Origin of the sequence: Paracoccus niistensis (assembly GCF_042432925.1) — a bacterium.
In the GTDB taxonomy this organism is placed as follows: domain Bacteria; phylum Pseudomonadota; class Alphaproteobacteria; order Rhodobacterales; family Rhodobacteraceae; genus Paracoccus; species Paracoccus niistensis.
This window is the reverse complement of record NZ_JBHLWE010000002.1, coordinates 65638-80460: the sequence shown is the minus strand read 5'-3', so window position 1 is coordinate 80460 and position 14823 is coordinate 65638. Positions and strand designations below refer to the sequence as shown.

15 protein-coding genes are annotated in these 14823 nt (G+C 69.5%); 9 read left to right on the top strand and 6 right to left on the bottom strand.

What is annotated here, in order from left to right:
• The first annotated feature begins 10 nt into the window (after positions 1-10).
• Positions 11-610: a (d)CMP kinase gene (locus tag ACFFII_RS00495; RefSeq protein WP_377696914.1), complete on the top strand. Its 600-nt coding sequence runs from the start codon at positions 11-13 to the stop codon at positions 608-610.
• A 91-nt stretch (positions 611-701) separates the two neighbouring features.
• On the opposite strand, the gene ACFFII_RS00490 is transcribed toward ACFFII_RS00495, so the two are convergent.
• Positions 702-1163 (bottom strand): GatB/YqeY domain-containing protein, encoded by a 462-nt coding sequence (locus ACFFII_RS00490; RefSeq protein ID WP_377696913.1) that lies wholly within the window; start codon positions 1161-1163, stop codon positions 702-704.
• 115 nt (positions 1164-1278) lie between these two features.
• On the opposite strand from ACFFII_RS00490, the gene carA reads away from it, so the two are divergent.
• Together carA and ACFFII_RS00480 are read left to right on the top strand one after the other, a co-directional pair.
• Entirely contained in the window at positions 1279-2430 is a 1152-nt protein-coding gene (gene carA, locus ACFFII_RS00485) for a glutamine-hydrolyzing carbamoyl-phosphate synthase small subunit (RefSeq protein WP_377696912.1), read from the top strand.
• Positions 2431-2500: 70 nt separating this feature from the next.
• Entirely contained in the window at positions 2501-4561 is a 2061-nt protein-coding gene (locus ACFFII_RS00480; protein ID WP_377696911.1) for a glycosyltransferase, read from the top strand.
• Positions 4562-4698: 137 nt separating this feature from the next.
• On the opposite strand, the gene ACFFII_RS00475 is transcribed toward ACFFII_RS00480, so the two are convergent.
• Positions 4699-7569 carry a [protein-PII] uridylyltransferase family protein gene (locus ACFFII_RS00475; RefSeq protein ID WP_377696910.1) on the bottom strand — a complete coding sequence of 957 codons (2871 nt, stop codon included), beginning with the start codon at positions 7567-7569 and terminating at the stop codon, positions 4699-4701.
• Positions 7570-7831: 262 nt separating this feature from the next.
• Between ACFFII_RS00475 and ACFFII_RS00470 the strand changes: the two genes are divergently transcribed.
• From ACFFII_RS00470 to ilvN, 3 genes are all read left to right on the top strand, one after another.
• Entirely contained in the window at positions 7832-8644 is an 813-nt protein-coding gene (locus ACFFII_RS00470; RefSeq protein WP_377697019.1) for an arginyltransferase, read from the top strand.
• 153 nt (positions 8645-8797) lie between these two features.
• Entirely contained in the window at positions 8798-10561 is a 1764-nt protein-coding gene (locus ACFFII_RS00465) for an acetolactate synthase 3 large subunit (protein WP_377696909.1), read from the top strand.
• 10 nt (positions 10562-10571) lie between these two features.
• The gene (ilvN, locus tag ACFFII_RS00460) at positions 10572-11132 is read left to right on the top strand and encodes an acetolactate synthase small subunit (protein WP_377696908.1); all 561 of its coding nucleotides are present in this window, start codon (positions 10572-10574) and stop codon (positions 11130-11132) included.
• Positions 11133-11300: 168 nt separating this feature from the next.
• On the opposite strand, the gene ACFFII_RS00455 is transcribed toward ilvN, so the two are convergent.
• Positions 11301-12101, bottom strand: coding sequence for a M48 family metallopeptidase (locus ACFFII_RS00455; protein ID WP_377697018.1), 801 nt, complete (start codon positions 12099-12101; stop codon positions 11301-11303).
• 139 nt (positions 12102-12240) lie between these two features.
• Here ACFFII_RS00455 and ACFFII_RS00450 point away from each other — a divergent pair, with 139 nt between their 5' ends.
• Positions 12241-12483, top strand: a complete 243-nt coding sequence (locus tag ACFFII_RS00450; RefSeq protein WP_090755727.1) for a DUF8831 family protein — start codon at positions 12241-12243, stop codon at positions 12481-12483.
• Here ACFFII_RS00450 and ACFFII_RS00445 read toward each other — a convergent pair.
• The gene (locus ACFFII_RS00445; protein ID WP_377696907.1) at positions 12480-12740 is read right to left on the bottom strand and encodes a DUF167 domain-containing protein; all 261 of its coding nucleotides are present in this window, start codon (positions 12738-12740) and stop codon (positions 12480-12482) included. The genes ACFFII_RS00450 and ACFFII_RS00445 overlap by 4 nt on opposite strands.
• Before the next feature lie 105 nt (positions 12741-12845).
• Between ACFFII_RS00445 and ACFFII_RS00440 the strand changes: the two genes are divergently transcribed.
• Both ACFFII_RS00440 and ACFFII_RS00435 read left to right on the top strand, forming a co-directional pair.
• On the top strand, positions 12846-13412 hold the full coding sequence (locus tag ACFFII_RS00440) for a nitroreductase family protein (RefSeq protein WP_377696906.1): 567 nt from the start codon (positions 12846-12848) through the stop codon (positions 13410-13412).
• Positions 13409-14101 (top strand): EI24 domain-containing protein, encoded by a 693-nt coding sequence (locus tag ACFFII_RS00435; protein ID WP_377696905.1) that lies wholly within the window; start codon positions 13409-13411, stop codon positions 14099-14101. The genes ACFFII_RS00440 and ACFFII_RS00435 overlap by 4 nt, the downstream gene beginning before the upstream one ends.
• On the opposite strand, the gene ACFFII_RS00430 is transcribed toward ACFFII_RS00435, so the two are convergent.
• Both ACFFII_RS00430 and mce read right to left on the bottom strand, forming a co-directional pair.
• Positions 14082-14351, bottom strand: coding sequence for a DUF1467 family protein (locus ACFFII_RS00430; RefSeq protein WP_377696904.1), 270 nt, complete (start codon positions 14349-14351; stop codon positions 14082-14084). The two genes, ACFFII_RS00435 and ACFFII_RS00430, sit on opposite strands and share 20 nt — an antisense overlap.
• Entirely contained in the window at positions 14351-14755 is a 405-nt protein-coding gene (mce, locus tag ACFFII_RS00425) for a methylmalonyl-CoA epimerase (protein WP_377696903.1), read from the bottom strand. Before mce ends, ACFFII_RS00430 begins: the two co-directional genes overlap by 1 nt.
• Positions 14756-14823: the final 68 nt, after the last annotated feature.

Below are 14823 nucleotides of genomic sequence, written 5' to 3'. Positions count from 1 at the left end.
GAGAATGCCCATGCCCTTCACCATCGCCATCGACGGACCGGCCGCCTCGGGCAAGGGCACGATCGCACGCGCACTGGCGCAACGCTTCGGCTTCCTGCACCTCGACACGGGGCTTCTGTATCGCGCGGTCGGTGCGCTCGGCGGTGATCCGGTGGCTGCGGCCAGGGCGCTGACGCCCGAGGATCTGCTGCGCCCCGGATTGCGCTCGGCCGAGGCGGGCCAGGCCGCGTCACAGGTCGCCGCCATCCCCGAGGTACGCGCCGTGCTGGTCGATTTCCAGCGCCACTTCGCCGCGCAGGAACCGGGCGCGGTGCTGGACGGGCGCGACATCGGCACGGTGATCTGCCCGGGCGCGCAGCTCAAGCTTTACGTCGTGGCCGCCGACGAGACCCGCGCTGCCCGCCGCGCCGCCGAACTCGGCACCGATCCGGCCGAGATGCTGGCGCAACTGCGCGAGCGCGACGCCCGCGACGCTGCCCGCGCTACGGCCCCCCTGCGCGCCGCGCCCGACGCGGTGGTGCTCGACACGACAGCCCTGACCATTGACGAGGCCGTGGCCCGTGCCGTCGCCCTGGTCGAGGAACGGCTGTCCGCCCAGCCTGCACCCTGAGGCGCGCGCCCGGCCAACCGGGCACCGCCCAAAGCTCCTTCTTCTTCGTAGAAATATCCCGGGGGTCCGGGGGCAGAGCCCCCGCCTTCGGTCAGCCCATCAGCCGGGCCTTGACCAGCGCGCCTGCCGCGCCGAAGTCCATCTGCCCCGCGTGACGCTCGCGCAGCGCGCCCATGACCCGGCCCATGTCGCGCACCCCCGTGGCGCCAAGCTCGGAAATGGTCGCATCGATCGCCGCCTCGATCTCGGCGGGCGACAGCTGGCGCGGCAGGAACTCCTGGATCACGCCGATCTCGGCCTGCTCGCGCTCGGCCAGCTCCAGCCGCCCGCCTTCCTCATAGGCGCGGGCAGATTCCTGGCGCTGCTTGACCATGCGCGACAGCAGCGCGATCAGGTCCTCCTCGGTCAGCGCGCCGGCGGCATCCTCGCCGCGCTTGGCGATCTCGCGGTCCTTGATCGCCGCCCCGATCAGGCGCAGCGTGGACAGGCGCTGCCCGTCGCGGGCCTTCATCGCCTCTTTCGTCGCCGCCTGGATGCGCTCGCGCAGTTCCATGTCGTTCCTCGCTGTCTTGGGTCGGGCCACGCTTGCCCTTGCGGCAGGCACGGGTCAAGCCTTGACCCCATCCGCCGCATCCCTTAGCTCTCGCCCGATTTTCCGGGGGTTCGAGATGGAACAGAAACAGACCGCGTGCCTGGCTCTGGCCGACGGGACGATCTTCTATGGCCGAGGCTTCGGTGCGGTGGGCGAGGTCGTGGCCGAACTGGTCTTCAACACCGCCATGACCGGCTATCAGGAGATCATGACCGACCCCAGCTATGCAGCCCAGGTCGTCACCTTCACCTTCCCCCATATCGGCAACACGGGCGTCACGCCCGAAGACGACGAGGCGCCCGACCCGGTCGCGGCCGGCATCGTCGTCAAGTGGGACCCGACCGAGCCCTCGAACTGGCGCGCCGTGTCTGACCTCGCCGCCTGGATGGAACGGCGCGGCCGCATCGGCATCGGCGGCGTGGACACCCGCCGCCTGACCCGCGCGATCCGCCAGCAGGGCGCGCCGCACGTGGTGCTGGCCCACGACCCGGAGGGCAACTTCGACATCGAGGCGATGGTGGCCCGCGCCCGCAACTGGCCGGGACTGGTCGGCATGGACCTCGCGCGCGAGGTCAGCTGCACCCAGAGCTATCGCTGGGACGAGGGGATGTGGCGCTGGCCCGGCGGCTTCGGAGCCGAGCGTCCCGAAAAGCCCCTGCGCGTGGTGGCGCTGGACTACGGCGCCAAGCGGAACATCCTGCGCTCGCTGGCCGACGCGGGGGCGGATGTGACCGTCCTGCCCGCCACCGCCACCGCCGAGGAAGTGCTGGCCCACGATCCCGATGGCGTCTTCCTGTCGAACGGCCCGGGCGACCCGGCCGCGACGGGCGAATATGCCGTGCCGATGATCCAGACGCTGCTCAAGCGCGATCTGCCGATCTTCGGCATCTGCCTCGGCCACCAGATGCTTGCGCTGGCCCTGGGGGCGAAGACCGTCAAGATGAGCCACGGCCATCACGGCGCGAACCACCCGGTGCGCGACAAGGAAACCGGCAAGGTCGAGATCACCTCGATGAACCATGGCTTCGCGGTGGACGCGCAGACCCTGCCCGAGGGCGTGATCGAGACGCATGTCAGCCTGTTCGACGGGTCGAACTGCGGGCTCAAGGTCGCGGACCGCCCGGTCTTCTCGGTCCAGTATCACCCCGAGGCGAGCCCCGGTCCGCAGGACAGCGCCTACCTGTTCGAGCGCTTCGCCGAGGCCATGCGCGAGCGCCGGCAGGGCTGACGCCCCGTTAACGGTGGTTTAAGCATTTCGGGCCATCAAGGGGCAGGTTTCGACAGCCCCCAGGTGCCCGATGTCCGTCACGCCGATTCGCCGCAAGCTGCCGGGAACTCCTGCTGCGCCCGAGGCTGATCGGGCGCCGGTCCCGTTCCGCCCGCGCGTAGCCCGACCCGACGACCGGCCCGCGCCGCGCCCTTCCGGGCGCGACAGCCGACCCTTGGGGCAGATCCTGCTGGACGAGGGCGCGGTCGATCCGGGCAACCTGCTCAAGGCGCTGGTCATGCAGCGGCGCGAGACAGCGCGGCTGGGCGAGATCCTGCTGGCGCGCGGCTGGGTCACGCCGCAGGCGCTGTTCCGCGCCCTGTCGCGGCAATGGCGCACCAGCGTCATCGACCTCGCCGCCCTGCCCCCGGACGCACGGCTGATCGACGAGATGGGCGCGGACTGGTGCCTGACCCAGGGCGTCGTGCCCTGGCGGCGGACCGGTGGCGTGACTTTCGTGGCCGCCGCCTGGCCCGAGCGGTTCGAAGCCCTGCGCGGGCAGCTCGAAAAGCGGCTCGGTCCCGTGCGGATGCTGCTCTGCCCGGAAACCGACTGCATCCAGGCGCTGCTGGCCACCCGCCGCACCGCGCTGATCCGGCAGGCCGAGACCTGCGTGCCCCCCGAGCTCAGTTGCCGCACCCGGAACGAAGGACGGCTGGGCCGCATCCTGCTGGCGGTGATGGCCGCGTTGACGCTGGGGCTGTGGCTGGCCCCGGTGATGGTGCTGGCGCTGGTGAGCATTCTGGCAATCGGGACACTGGTGGCGACCACGGGGCTGAAGGCGCTGGCTTTCCGTGCGACGCTGCGCGGGCTGCGCAAGGCCGACGCCGCCCATCCGGATGCGGGACTGGAGGAGAAATGGCCCGTGATCTCGGTCATGGTTCCGATGTTCCGCGAGGAAGACATCGCCGACCGGCTCGTCGGCCGACTCGCCCGGCTGAACTATCCGCGCGAACTGACCGACATCCTGCTGGTGGTCGAGGAAACCGACGCGGTCACACGCCACGCGCTGGAGGGCGTGACCCTGCCCTTCTGGATGCGCGTCGTGACCGTGCCCGACGGCCCGATCCGCACCAAGCCGCGCGCACTGAACTATGCGCTGAACTTCTGCCGGGGCGAGATCATCGGCGTCTGGGACGCCGAGGACCGCCCCGAACCCGACCAGCTGCACAAGGTGGCCCGCCATCTGCATTTCGCACCGCCTCAGGTGGCCTGCGTGCAGGGCGCGCTGGACTTCTACAACCCGCGCACTAACTGGCTCGCCCGCTGCTTCACGCTGGAATACTCGGCCTGGTTCCGGGGCGTGCTGCCTGGGCTTGCACGCATGGGGCTGGTGGTGCCCCTGGGTGGAACGACCTTCTTCATCCGCCGCACAGCGCTGGCGCAGGCGGGCGGCTGGGACGGCTGGAACGTCACCGAGGACGCCGACCTTGGCGTTCGCCTGGCCCGCCTCGGCTATCGCACCGAGATCGTGGCGACGACGACGCATGAGGAAGCGAACTGCCGCGCACTCCCCTGGGTCAAGCAGCGGTCGCGCTGGCTCAAGGGCTTCGCGATGACCTGGGGCGTCCACATGCGCGCGCCTGGCCGGCTGGTGCGCGAGATCGGCTTCTGGCCGACGGTCGGCTTCCATCTGCAGATGTTCGCCACCGTCCAGCAGTTCATGCTGGCCCCCGTGCTGTGGAGCTTCTGGCTGCTGACCATGGGTCTTGGCCATCCACTGGGACCGCTGATGGACGGCTGGCTGGGCACGGGGGTGATCGCCACGTTCCTTCTGTCCGAGGCGCTCAACGTGGTCGTGGCGATCTGGGCCGTGCGGCGCACCCATCCGCACCTGATGCCCTGGGCACCCACGCTGTATTTCTATTTCCCGCTGGCCTGCCTTGCCGCGTGGAAGGCCGCCTACGAGATCGTCGCCAAGCCCTTCTACTGGGACAAGACCACCCATGGCGTCTTCGACCATGCCGCGGATGAGACCCCGGAAGCCCTGCCCGAAGGCGCGCTGATCCCCGTGCTGAACAGCCTGTCACCAGAAAGCAGCGAAGCGCCTGCGGCGACCATGCCGCTGCGTGTCGACGGCTCGATTGGGTGAGGACCGGCGAGCCGATCAGGCGCCTCGCAGGACCAGTGCCTTGCAGCGGCTCTTGCGTCCTTGTGGCATGGATCGGGCCTGCAGTTCTTGGCCCCTGAAGATACAATCTGTATCCGCCTGCTGCGGTCTTTCCGAGCTTACGGCACAGCCTCGGCCGCCTGGGTCAGGGCATCGATGATCCGGCCCGCCGAGTCGACCGTCGCGTCGAGCCGCGCCGCCAGTTCCTCCAGCGTGGCACAGGCCGTTTCCCGCAGCAGGAAATCCTGCCCGCCCCGGCCCAGCGCCTCCATGTCCAGGGGCCTGTCGGTCAGCAGGCGGCCCGCGCAATGCAGCCGCCACAGGAAGCGGTGGGCGACGGTCAGGTTGGTCGCGTCCTCGGTCCCGATCAGGGCCGCGCGGCGGCCCGCGCGGATCTGCATCCCCGCCCCGCGCGAGGGCGAGGCGCTGCGCAGCGCCAGCGACTGCGCGAGCAGTTCGATGTCCTGCAGGCGGCCCTGGCCGATCTTGGCTTCCCACCGCCCGTCCGGCGCCTTGGCCGCGAAGATCCGCTGCCGCATCTCCTCAAGATCGGGGATGACGCGCGGGTCCATCCCGCGCGCCGCCAGCACCTCGCGCCGCAGGGTTTCAAGGCGGACCGCCAGCGGCGCCTGCTCCTCGGCCTCGGGCTGCGGCGGCTCGGTCTGATCCGGCGAATCGGACAGGGCGCCCGGCAGCATCGCGATGACGCGGGCGCGGGTCAGGGCCAGATGCTCCCAAGTCCAGGCCTCCTCCATCTGGTAGGTGCGGAAGGATTCGAAGGCCGTCGCGACCGGCCCCTGCCGCCCCGAGGGGCGCAGCCGCATGTCCACCTCGTAAAGCCGGCCCGCCGCGGTGGGCGCGGTGACGGCGGTCAGCAGCGCCTGCGTCAGGCGCGCGTAATAGGCCCGCGTCGCCAGCGGCTTCGGCCCGGATGAGCCCTCGGCCCCCGCCGCGTCATAGATCACGATCAGGTCCAGATCCGAGGCCGCGTTCAGCTGCCGCGCGCCCAGCGAACCCATGCCCAGCACCGCCGCCCCATGCCCCGGCGGCGGACCGTGGCGGCGCGCGAACTCGGCCGTGACCAAGGGCGCCAGCGCCGCCAGTGCCGCATCGGCGATGTCGGCGTAATGCTGGCCCGCCTCCTCGGCCTCGACCAGCGCGCGCAGGTGGTGGACGCCCACGCGGAACTGCCATTCGTGCGCCCAGCGCCGGGCGGCGTCGAGCGCCCGTTCATATCCGCCGTCGGGCGCGGCCATCGTGCGGTCCAGCGTTGCCGACAGTTCCGCCCGCATCGCCTCGATCCTCGGCCAGGGGGCGAAGAAACTGCCCGCCAGCACCGCATCCAGCACCTCGGGGTGACGGGCAAGGTAGGCCGCCAGCCCCGGCGAGGTCGCGCAGATGTCGCCCAGCAGGTCGATCAGCGAGGGGTTCGACTCGAACATCGAGAAAAGCTGCACGCCCGCCGGAAGCCCGCGCAGGAAGCTGTCGAAGCGGCCCAGCGCCTCGTCCGGACGGCCGGAGCGGAACAGGCTGGACAGGACGCGCGGCTCGATCCGGGCGAAGACCTGCTGCGCGCGGACGGACCTGAAGGCCGGATAGCTCTGCCAGCCCTCGACCACCGCCGTCTGCTCGGCGCTGAGCCGGGGACGGTCGGCGACGGTCCCCGGCTCGAACAGGTCGCCGGTCAGCTCCTCGACGCGGTGCAGGCGCGACTCCAGCCGCGCGCACCAGTCCTCGGTTTCAGGCTCGCCTGCCAGCCGCGCCACGAGGCCCAGGGCCTCGGGCGTCGAGGGCAGCGTGTGGGTCTGGGCATCGTTCACCATCTGGATGCGGTGCTCGATCTCGCGATGCGCGCGGTAATGGGCGGACAATTCCTCGGCCACCTCGGCGGGAATCCAGCCCTTGTCCGCCAGCGCGGCCAGCGCATCGACGGTGCGGCGCGCGCGCAGGTCGGGATCGCGCCCGCCCGCGATCAGCTGGCGGGTCTGGGCGAAGAACTCGATCTCGCGGATGCCGCCGCGGCCCAGCTTGATGTCATGGCCCTGCACGCGGATGCCGTGCAGTCCCTTGTGGTCGCGGATGCGGCGGCGCATCTCGTGCGTGTCCTCGACGGTGGCGAAGTCGAGATGCCGCCTCCAGACGAAGGGCCGCAGCCCGTCAAGAAAGCGCTGCCCCGCTGCAAGATCGCCCGCGCAGACCCGCGCCTTGATGTAGGCGGCGCGTTCCCAACTGCGTCCCTCGGCCTCGTAGTAGCTCAGCGCCGCGCTGGCCGAGATGCAGACCGGCGTCACCGAGGCGTCGGGCCGCAGCCGCAGGTCGGTGCGGAAGACATAGCCCTGCGCGGTCAGGTCCGACAGCGTGGCCGCGGCCTTTCGCGTGGCGCGGATCAGGGCCGCGCGGACCTCGTGCTGGTCGGCGGGGGCATAGGCCGCGTCGTCGTAAAGGACGATCAGGTCGATGTCCGAGGAATAGTTCAACTCGCGCGCGCCCATCTTGCCCATGGCCAGCGCAAAGATCCCGCCCGCATCGGGCGCGGCCCCGGCCAGGGGCGCGGGCAGCTTGCCGCGCCGCGCCTCCTCCGCGACATGGGCCCGCAGCGCCAGGTCGGTCGCGCGGTCGGCCAGGTCGGTCAGAACGCCGGTCACCTCGTCCAGTGACCAGACGCCGCCCAGGTCGGCCAGCGCGGCATAAAGGGCCACGCGCCGCTTGGCCTGCCGCAGCGCGGGGCCGAGGTCGGCAGGGGACAGCGCCTCGAAGCCCTCGGTCTCGGCGAAGGCCAGCCAGGCGGCGGTCGGGTCGCGGTCCAGCGCCCCGGCCAGCCACTCGGCCTCGCGCTCGATCAGTCCGGCCAGATAGGGGCTGGAGCCTGCGGTCCCGCGCAGCAGGTCGGTCAGCCTGGGGGCGAGTCCCGGCAGCAGGGCGGCAGCGGTGGCGCCACGGTTCTCGTCGGTCGGAAGCGGCAGGCGGGTGATGCGGTCGGCGAAGCTCATGTCCCAAGCCTAAGGCCCAAGGACGCCGCGTCAATGCGAGGCGGCACCAGCGAAGTTCCGCTTACGTTCCAAAGCCCGTAGCCAAGCTGCGGCTTGCACTCGGCAAATCGCGCCCTAGGTCCTTGGCGAGTGCATCTTCTGTTGTTACCGTCCACGCAATTCCCGTCCTTGAGGCGAAGATCCGGCTGCCGCGCATGATCCCTGCTTTTCTCCGCTTCTCCGGTCCTGCGCCTTCCGCGACCTCCGGCCGGAAGGGGGAATGATGCGCCATACACCGTCCAGCGCGCCGCAGTTCTACGTCACGGCACCCCAGCCCTGCCCTTATCTGCATGGCCGGGCCGAGCGGAAGCTGTTCACCGCCCTGACCGGCGAGCGCGCGCGGGACCTGAACAACGCCCTGTCGCGGCAGGGCTTCCGGAGGTCGCAGAACGTGGTCTACCGTCCAAGCTGCGAAAGCTGCGTGGCCTGCATGTCGGCGCGCATCCGGGTCAGGGACTTCCAGCCCAGCCGCAGCCAGCGCCGGGTGATGCGACGCAATGCCGGCCTGCAGCGCCTGGGCACCAGCGCCTGGGCGACCGAGGAGCAGTTCGACCTGTTCCGCCGCTATCTGGACCACCGCCACGCGGATGGCGGGATGGCCGACATGGACATCTTCGAATTCGCAGCGATGATCGAGGAAACGCCCGTCCGCACCCGCGTTTTCGAATACCGCGCCCGCGCCGAGGAGGGCGAGCCCCTGGCCGCCGTTTGCCTGACGGATATCCTCGATGACGGGCTGAGCCTCGTTTACAGCTTCTACGACCCCGCACGGATCGCCGACAGCCTGGGCACCTGGATGATCCTCGACCACATCCAGATGGCGCGCGAGGCGGGGCTTCCCTATGTCTACTTGGGCTACTGGGTGCCGGGCAGCCGCAAGATGGCCTACAAGGCCGGCTTCGGCGCGCTGGAGATCCACAAGGGCGGCGTCTGGCAGGATATCGGCCGCCCCGAGGACCACGAGGGCGAGACTCATCCCCTGTCCATCGACCCCATCGTGGAACAGGTCGCGCGTATCCACCTGCCGCAGGACTGAAATCCGGGTTGCGCAACATTGTTGCGTTTTGCTCTGGCAGGCCGACATTTTTCTTTGGGTGCCATTGACCCTTGCTGCACTGCCGCCTAGCTTGCGGCGGCGCAGCAGAGCACTCGGCTCTGCCGCAGGTTTTCCGCGAACAGGGGGTCGGAGATGTCCCGAAGCATGACGGGTGCAAGGATGGTGGTCGAGGCGCTGCGCGATCAGGGCGTCGATACCGTATTCGGCTATCCCGGCGGCGCGGTTCTTCCCATCTACGACGAGATCTTCCAGCAGAACGACATCCAGCACATTCTGGTCCGCCATGAACAGGGCGCGGTTCACATGGCCGAGGGCTATGCCCGTTCGACCGGCAAGCCGGGCGTCGTGCTGGTGACCTCGGGCCCCGGCGCGACCAACGCGGTGACGGGGCTGACGGACGCGCTGCTCGATTCCATTCCGCTGGTGGTGCTGTCGGGGCAGGTTCCGACCTTCATGATCGGCACCGACGGCTTCCAGGAGGCCGACACCGTCGGCATCACCCGCCCCTGCACCAAGCACAACTGGCTGGTGAAGGACACCGACAGCCTGGCCGAGACGCTGCACCGGGCCTTCCACGTGGCGACCTCGGGTCGGCCGGGGCCGGTCCTGGTGGACATTCCCAAGGACGTGCAGTTCGCCACCGGCACCTATGTCGGCCCGAAGCAGGTCGAGCCCGCCCGCTACCAGCCGCCGCGCAAGGGCGATGTGGGCGCGATCACGCGCCTGGCCGAGCTGATCGAACGTGCCGAACGGCCGATCTTCTATACCGGGGGCGGCGTGATCAACTCGGGACCCGCGGCCAGCCAGTTGCTGACAGAACTGGTGGAAGCGACGGGCTTTCCGGTGACCTCGACCCTGATGGGCCTGGGGGCCTATCCGGGCAGCGGGAAGAACTGGCTCGGGATGCTGGGGATGCATGGCCTTTACGAGGCCAACATGGCCATGCATGGCTGCGACCTGATGATCAACCTGGGCGCCCGCTTCGACGACCGGATCACGGGGCGCGTTGCGGATTTCTCGCCCAATTCGGTCAAGGTCCATGTCGATATCGACCCCAGCAGCATCAACAAGGTGATCCGCGTCGATGTGCCCATCGTGGGCGACGTGGGCCATGTGCTGGAAGACCTGCTGAAGATCTGGAAGTCGCGCGGCCGCAAGACCAACCCCGCCGTCAAGCAGTGGTGGGCGCAGATCGAGCAGTGGCGCGCGCGGAAATGCCTGAGCTACCGGAACTCGGACAAGCTTATCAAGCCGCAATACGCGATCGAACGGCTGGAAGCGCTGACCAAGGGCCGCGACCGCTACATCACCACCGAGGTCGGCCAGCACCAGATGTGGGCAGCCCAATACCTGCATTTCGAGGGGCCGAACCGCTGGATGACATCAGGCGGGCTCGGGACCATGGGCTACGGCCTGCCCGCCTCGATCGGCGTGCAGGTGGCCCATCCCGAGGCGCTGGTCATCAACGTGGCGGGCGATGCCTCGTGGCTGATGAACATGCAGGAGATGGGCACGGCCGTGCAGTTCCGCGCGCCGGTCAAGCAGTTCATCCTGAACAACGAGCGCCTGGGCATGGTGCGCCAGTGGCAGCAGCTTCTGCATGGCGAGCGCTATTCCCAGTCCTGGAGCGAGAGCCTGCCCGACTTCGTCAAGCTGGCCGAGGCCTTCGGCTGCAAGGGCCGGCAGGTCAGTGATCCGGCCAGCCTCGACGACGCGATCCGCGAGATGATCGACTATGACGGTCCCTTCATCCTGGACGTGCTGGTCGAGAAGCACGAGAACTGCTTCCCGATGATCCCGTCGGGCAAGCCGCATAACGAGATGCTGCTGGGCGACCTGGAGGCGGCCGAGGACATCGGCACCGCCATCCAGTCCGACGGCGCGGTCCTGGTGTAAGGGGGCAATCATGTCGGCACTGAAACTGGAACGCGGCGCATCCAGCCATTCGGCCTATGACCTGCGCGACTATCATGCGGCGGGCGAAGAACGGCACACGCTGGCCGTGATCGTGGACAACGAGGCGGGGGCTCTGGCCCGCGTGATCGGGCTCTTCTCGGGTCGCGGCTACAACATCGACAGCCTGACCGTGGCCGAGGTGGACCACACCGGCCACCGCTCGCGCATCACGCTGGTCACGCGCGGCACCCCCGCCGTGATCGAGCAGATCAAGGCGCAGCTTGGCCGGATCGTGCCGGTGCACGAGGTCCATGACCTGACCGTCGAAGGCCCGGCCGTAGAGCGCGAACTGGGGCTGTTCAAGGTCATGGGCGGCGGCGAGAAGCGCGTCGAGGCGCTGCGGATCAGCGACATCTTCCGCGCGAAGGTAGTCGATTCGACGCTGGAAAGCTTCGTCTTCGAGATCACCGGCACGCCCGAGAAACTGGACGCCTTCGCCGACCTGATGCGCCCCCTGGGCCTGGCCGAGGTGGCGCGCACCGGCGTCGCGGCCCTGTCGCGCGGGCGCTGAGAAAGACCGCCGGACAGCCGGATTGAACCGCCGCACCGGGGGCTTCGCGCCCCCATCGTCATATATGACGATCCCGCGGGATATTTGGGCAAAGAAGAAGACGTCGGGCCGCTCGTCTGTCGGGCCCCATGAACACGGACCACGCGGACGTGCAGGCGCCGGTCGTCCCTAGCGCGCCCGGCCCGCGGACACGTCCGCCACGGCCTGCGCCACCCTCGCCTGCCGCTGCGCGCGCGAGGGGTGGGTGCCTAGGATCTTGTCGCCCGGATCGGGGATGCGGGCGAAGAACTCGGCCCCCCGGACCGGGTCGTAGCCCGCGTTCAGTGCCACGATCGCGCCGAGGTAGTCGGCCTGAAGCTCCCAGTCGCGGGAATAATAGCGCGCGCCTACCGAGGCGCCCATCTGCTGCGCTGCCCGGACCGAGGCCGGGTCCCCGCCCGAGGCCGCGACGATGCCCGACAGGATCGCAGCCCCCGCCGTCGCCGCGCCCGTGCGCTGGTCGATGTGGTTGAGGATGTGGTGCGAGGCCTCGTGCCCGACCGCGAAGGCCAGTTCGTCCGCGTTCTGCGCCACCGCGATCAGGGACAGGGTGAAGCCGATGATCGGGCGGCCGGTGCGGTCCAGCGTCTGGAAGGCATTGGGCTCAAGCCCCGGGCGGTCGTCCACCACGAACTGGAAATCGCAGTTGATGGGCGAGCGACGGCGCTGGACGCATTCATTCTCGATCACCGGCTCCATCGAGCGGATCACGGCGGCAAAGGTCATCGCCGCGCCTTGGGGCGTGCGCGGGTAGATGGGCGCAGCGGCCCGGATCACCGCGGCAGAGGCGGCGGGAACGCCCTCGGCCGGCAGCGGAACGCCCGGTTGCACGGCGCAGCCGGCCAGCACCGACGCGGCCGCCACGGCCAGGGACAGGGCCTTCCACGGGCGGACCGTCGCATCGCTGGCTGCCATCGGCTTCATCGTCATGTCGTCCACGCTGTCCCAAATGCCTGCCTGTCGGGCGCAATCTATCGACGAAGCCGCCTTCCTGCAAAGCCACGGGCTTGCCGGCGCCCCGGTCTCACGCGAATGTTGCCTCTTGCGCAACACTCGCCGGGGATCGCCCATGTTCACCATCGAGCACGACTTCGACGCGACAGTTATCACCCTGGTCGACGAGGCCCCGCCCGGAACCCGCCCGCTGAACGAGGACGTGGTGATCCTGTCCTTCGACGACCGCATCGTGATCGAGCAGATGGAGCCCGGGGGCGACGGCGTTTCGCGCATCGTCCTGACGATCGAACAGCTGAACGAGCTGCGCGCGGCGCTGAACCTGCCCGAAGGCAACTATCGGCTGGAACGCGGCTAGTCGATCCGGAACAACTTGTTGCGCGAGGTGGCACCACCCACCAGCGTCAGGCGCAAGGGCGCGATGCCCAGGGCGCGCGCCAGCAGCTTGCGGACGGCGGAATTGGCGCGGCCGTCCTCGGGCGGGGCGGTCACGCGGACATGGATCCCACCCCCCTCGTCCAGCACCAGCGCATCGCGTCCCCCGCGCGGCGTCACGCGCACCGCGATGCGGGCGCCGGGCTGGACGAGGGTGGACAGGTCGGGCGGGCGGCTCATGGGATTCTGCCTGCCGCCCTGCATCGTCCGGGTCAACCGCGGCTTTCCCTGCGCCTTTCCGACGGCTATGGCTTTGCCCGAACCCGGCCCCAGCGGAGCAGACCGATGCAGACCAGCAATCCCGACGTCCTCGAGTTCCTCAGCCGCCGCCGCTCGCATCCGCCCAAGACGCTGACCGGCCCCGGTCCCGACCGCGAGCAGCTGATGCAGCTTCTGACCATCGCCGCGCGGGTGCCCGATCACGGCAAGCTGGAGCCCTGGCGCTTTGTGGTGCTGGAACGCGACACGCTCGACCGCCTTGCGCCTCTGCTGGCGCAGCATGTCCGCGACAACGGCGGGGACGAGGCGGCAGCGGAAAAGGCGGCCAGCGCCTTCGCCTCGCCCGTTATCGTGGCAGTCGTGTCTGCACCGGTGGACAGCCCCAAGATCCCCCGCTGGGAACAGGAGCTGTCGGCGGGCGCAGTCTGTCTGTCGCTGCTGAACGCAGCGCTGGGCGCGGGATGGGGCGCGGCCTGGCTGTCGGGCCCGGCAACGGACGCGGCCTTCTCGACCGCGCACCTGGGCGTGCGCGAGGGCGAGCGCGTCGTCGGCATGATCCACATCGGCAGCCGCACGGGCGAGGTTCCGGACCGGCCCCGGCCTGACGTGCCCTCGAAGACGGTGTTCCTGTGATCTCTGCTGTCCGGGCGCTGGCGCTGGGCATCCTTGACCTGTTCCGTCCGCGCATCTTCGCGGTCGTGGCGACGGGGGTGGCGCTGACGCTGGGGCTGTTCATCGCGCTTCAGGTGCTGGCCTTCTGGGCCCTGCGCGCCTGGGGACCCGAGTCGATCTCGCTGCCCTGGCTCGGCAGTGTTCCCATTGGCGAGGCGCTGTCCTGGGGCTCGCTTGCGCTGTTTCCGCTGATGAGCCTGTTTCTTGCCGCGCCGGTCGCGGCAAGCTTCGCGGGCCTGTTTTCCGAACAGGTTTCGGAACGGGTCGAGGCCGCGCATCTTTATCCGCGCGGGCGTGGTCTGGGCTTCCTTGAAGGCCTGAGCGATTCGCTGGTGGTGCTGGGCGCGGTCGTGCTGGTCAGCATCGCGGTGCTGGTGGTGACGCCCTTTGTCGGCCCTCTGGCGCCGGTCCTGTTCTATGGCGCGAACGGCTGGCTGCTGGGGCGCGAGTTCTTCCACATGGCCGCCCGCCGCCACCTGCCGGCCGAAGGGGCCGATGCGCTGCGGCGCGACCGGGGCGGTGCGGTCACGGCCCTGGGGATCGGCATCGCGCTGCTGCTGACGGTGCCGCTGCTGAACATCGTGGTGCCGGTGTTGGCCGCTGCGGCCTACACCCACCTGTTCCACATCGTCAGCGCGAAACGCGGTTGAAGTTCATCATCTCCTGCCGGGTGATGAAGCCCGCGTCCAGGAACAGCCAGATCCCGCCCACGATGGCCGCCGCGATCACCGCCGCCCAGATCGCCTTGCGCCCGAGCATCGGGCGCTCGGGCGCGCCCACCGGCGTGCCGGGCACGACCTGACCCGCCTCTTCCTGACTGCGGTGACCGATCGGCAGCAGCAGGAACATGACCAGGAAGAACAGCGTCGCGAAAAGGACCAGCCCGCCGGTGAGGGTCATCAGACCTGCTCCAGCTCGATCAGGCAGCCGTTGAAATCCTTGGGATGCAGGAACAGCACGGGCTTGCCATGGGCGCCGATCTTCGGCTCTCCGGTTCCCAGGACGCGGGCGCCCTGCGCCTTCAGCGTGTCGCGGGCGGCCAGGATGTCCTCGACCTCGAAGCACATGTGGTGGATGCCGCCCGACGGGTTCTTGTCCAGGAAGCCCTGGATCGGGCTGTTGTCGCCCAGGGGATGCAGCAGCTCGACCTTGGTGTTCGGCAGCTCGATGAAGACGACGGTCACCCCGTGATCTGGTTCTTCCTGCGGCGCGCGGACGACCGCGCCCAGGGTGTCCCGGTATTGCGCCGCCGCGGCCTCGAGGTCGGGCACGGCGATGGCGACATGGTTCAGGCGTCCGATCATGAGGGCCTCCTTGCGTTGGGCCTTATCTAGTCGGCGCAAGGGCCAAGGGAAAGTCCGAAGCCATTAAC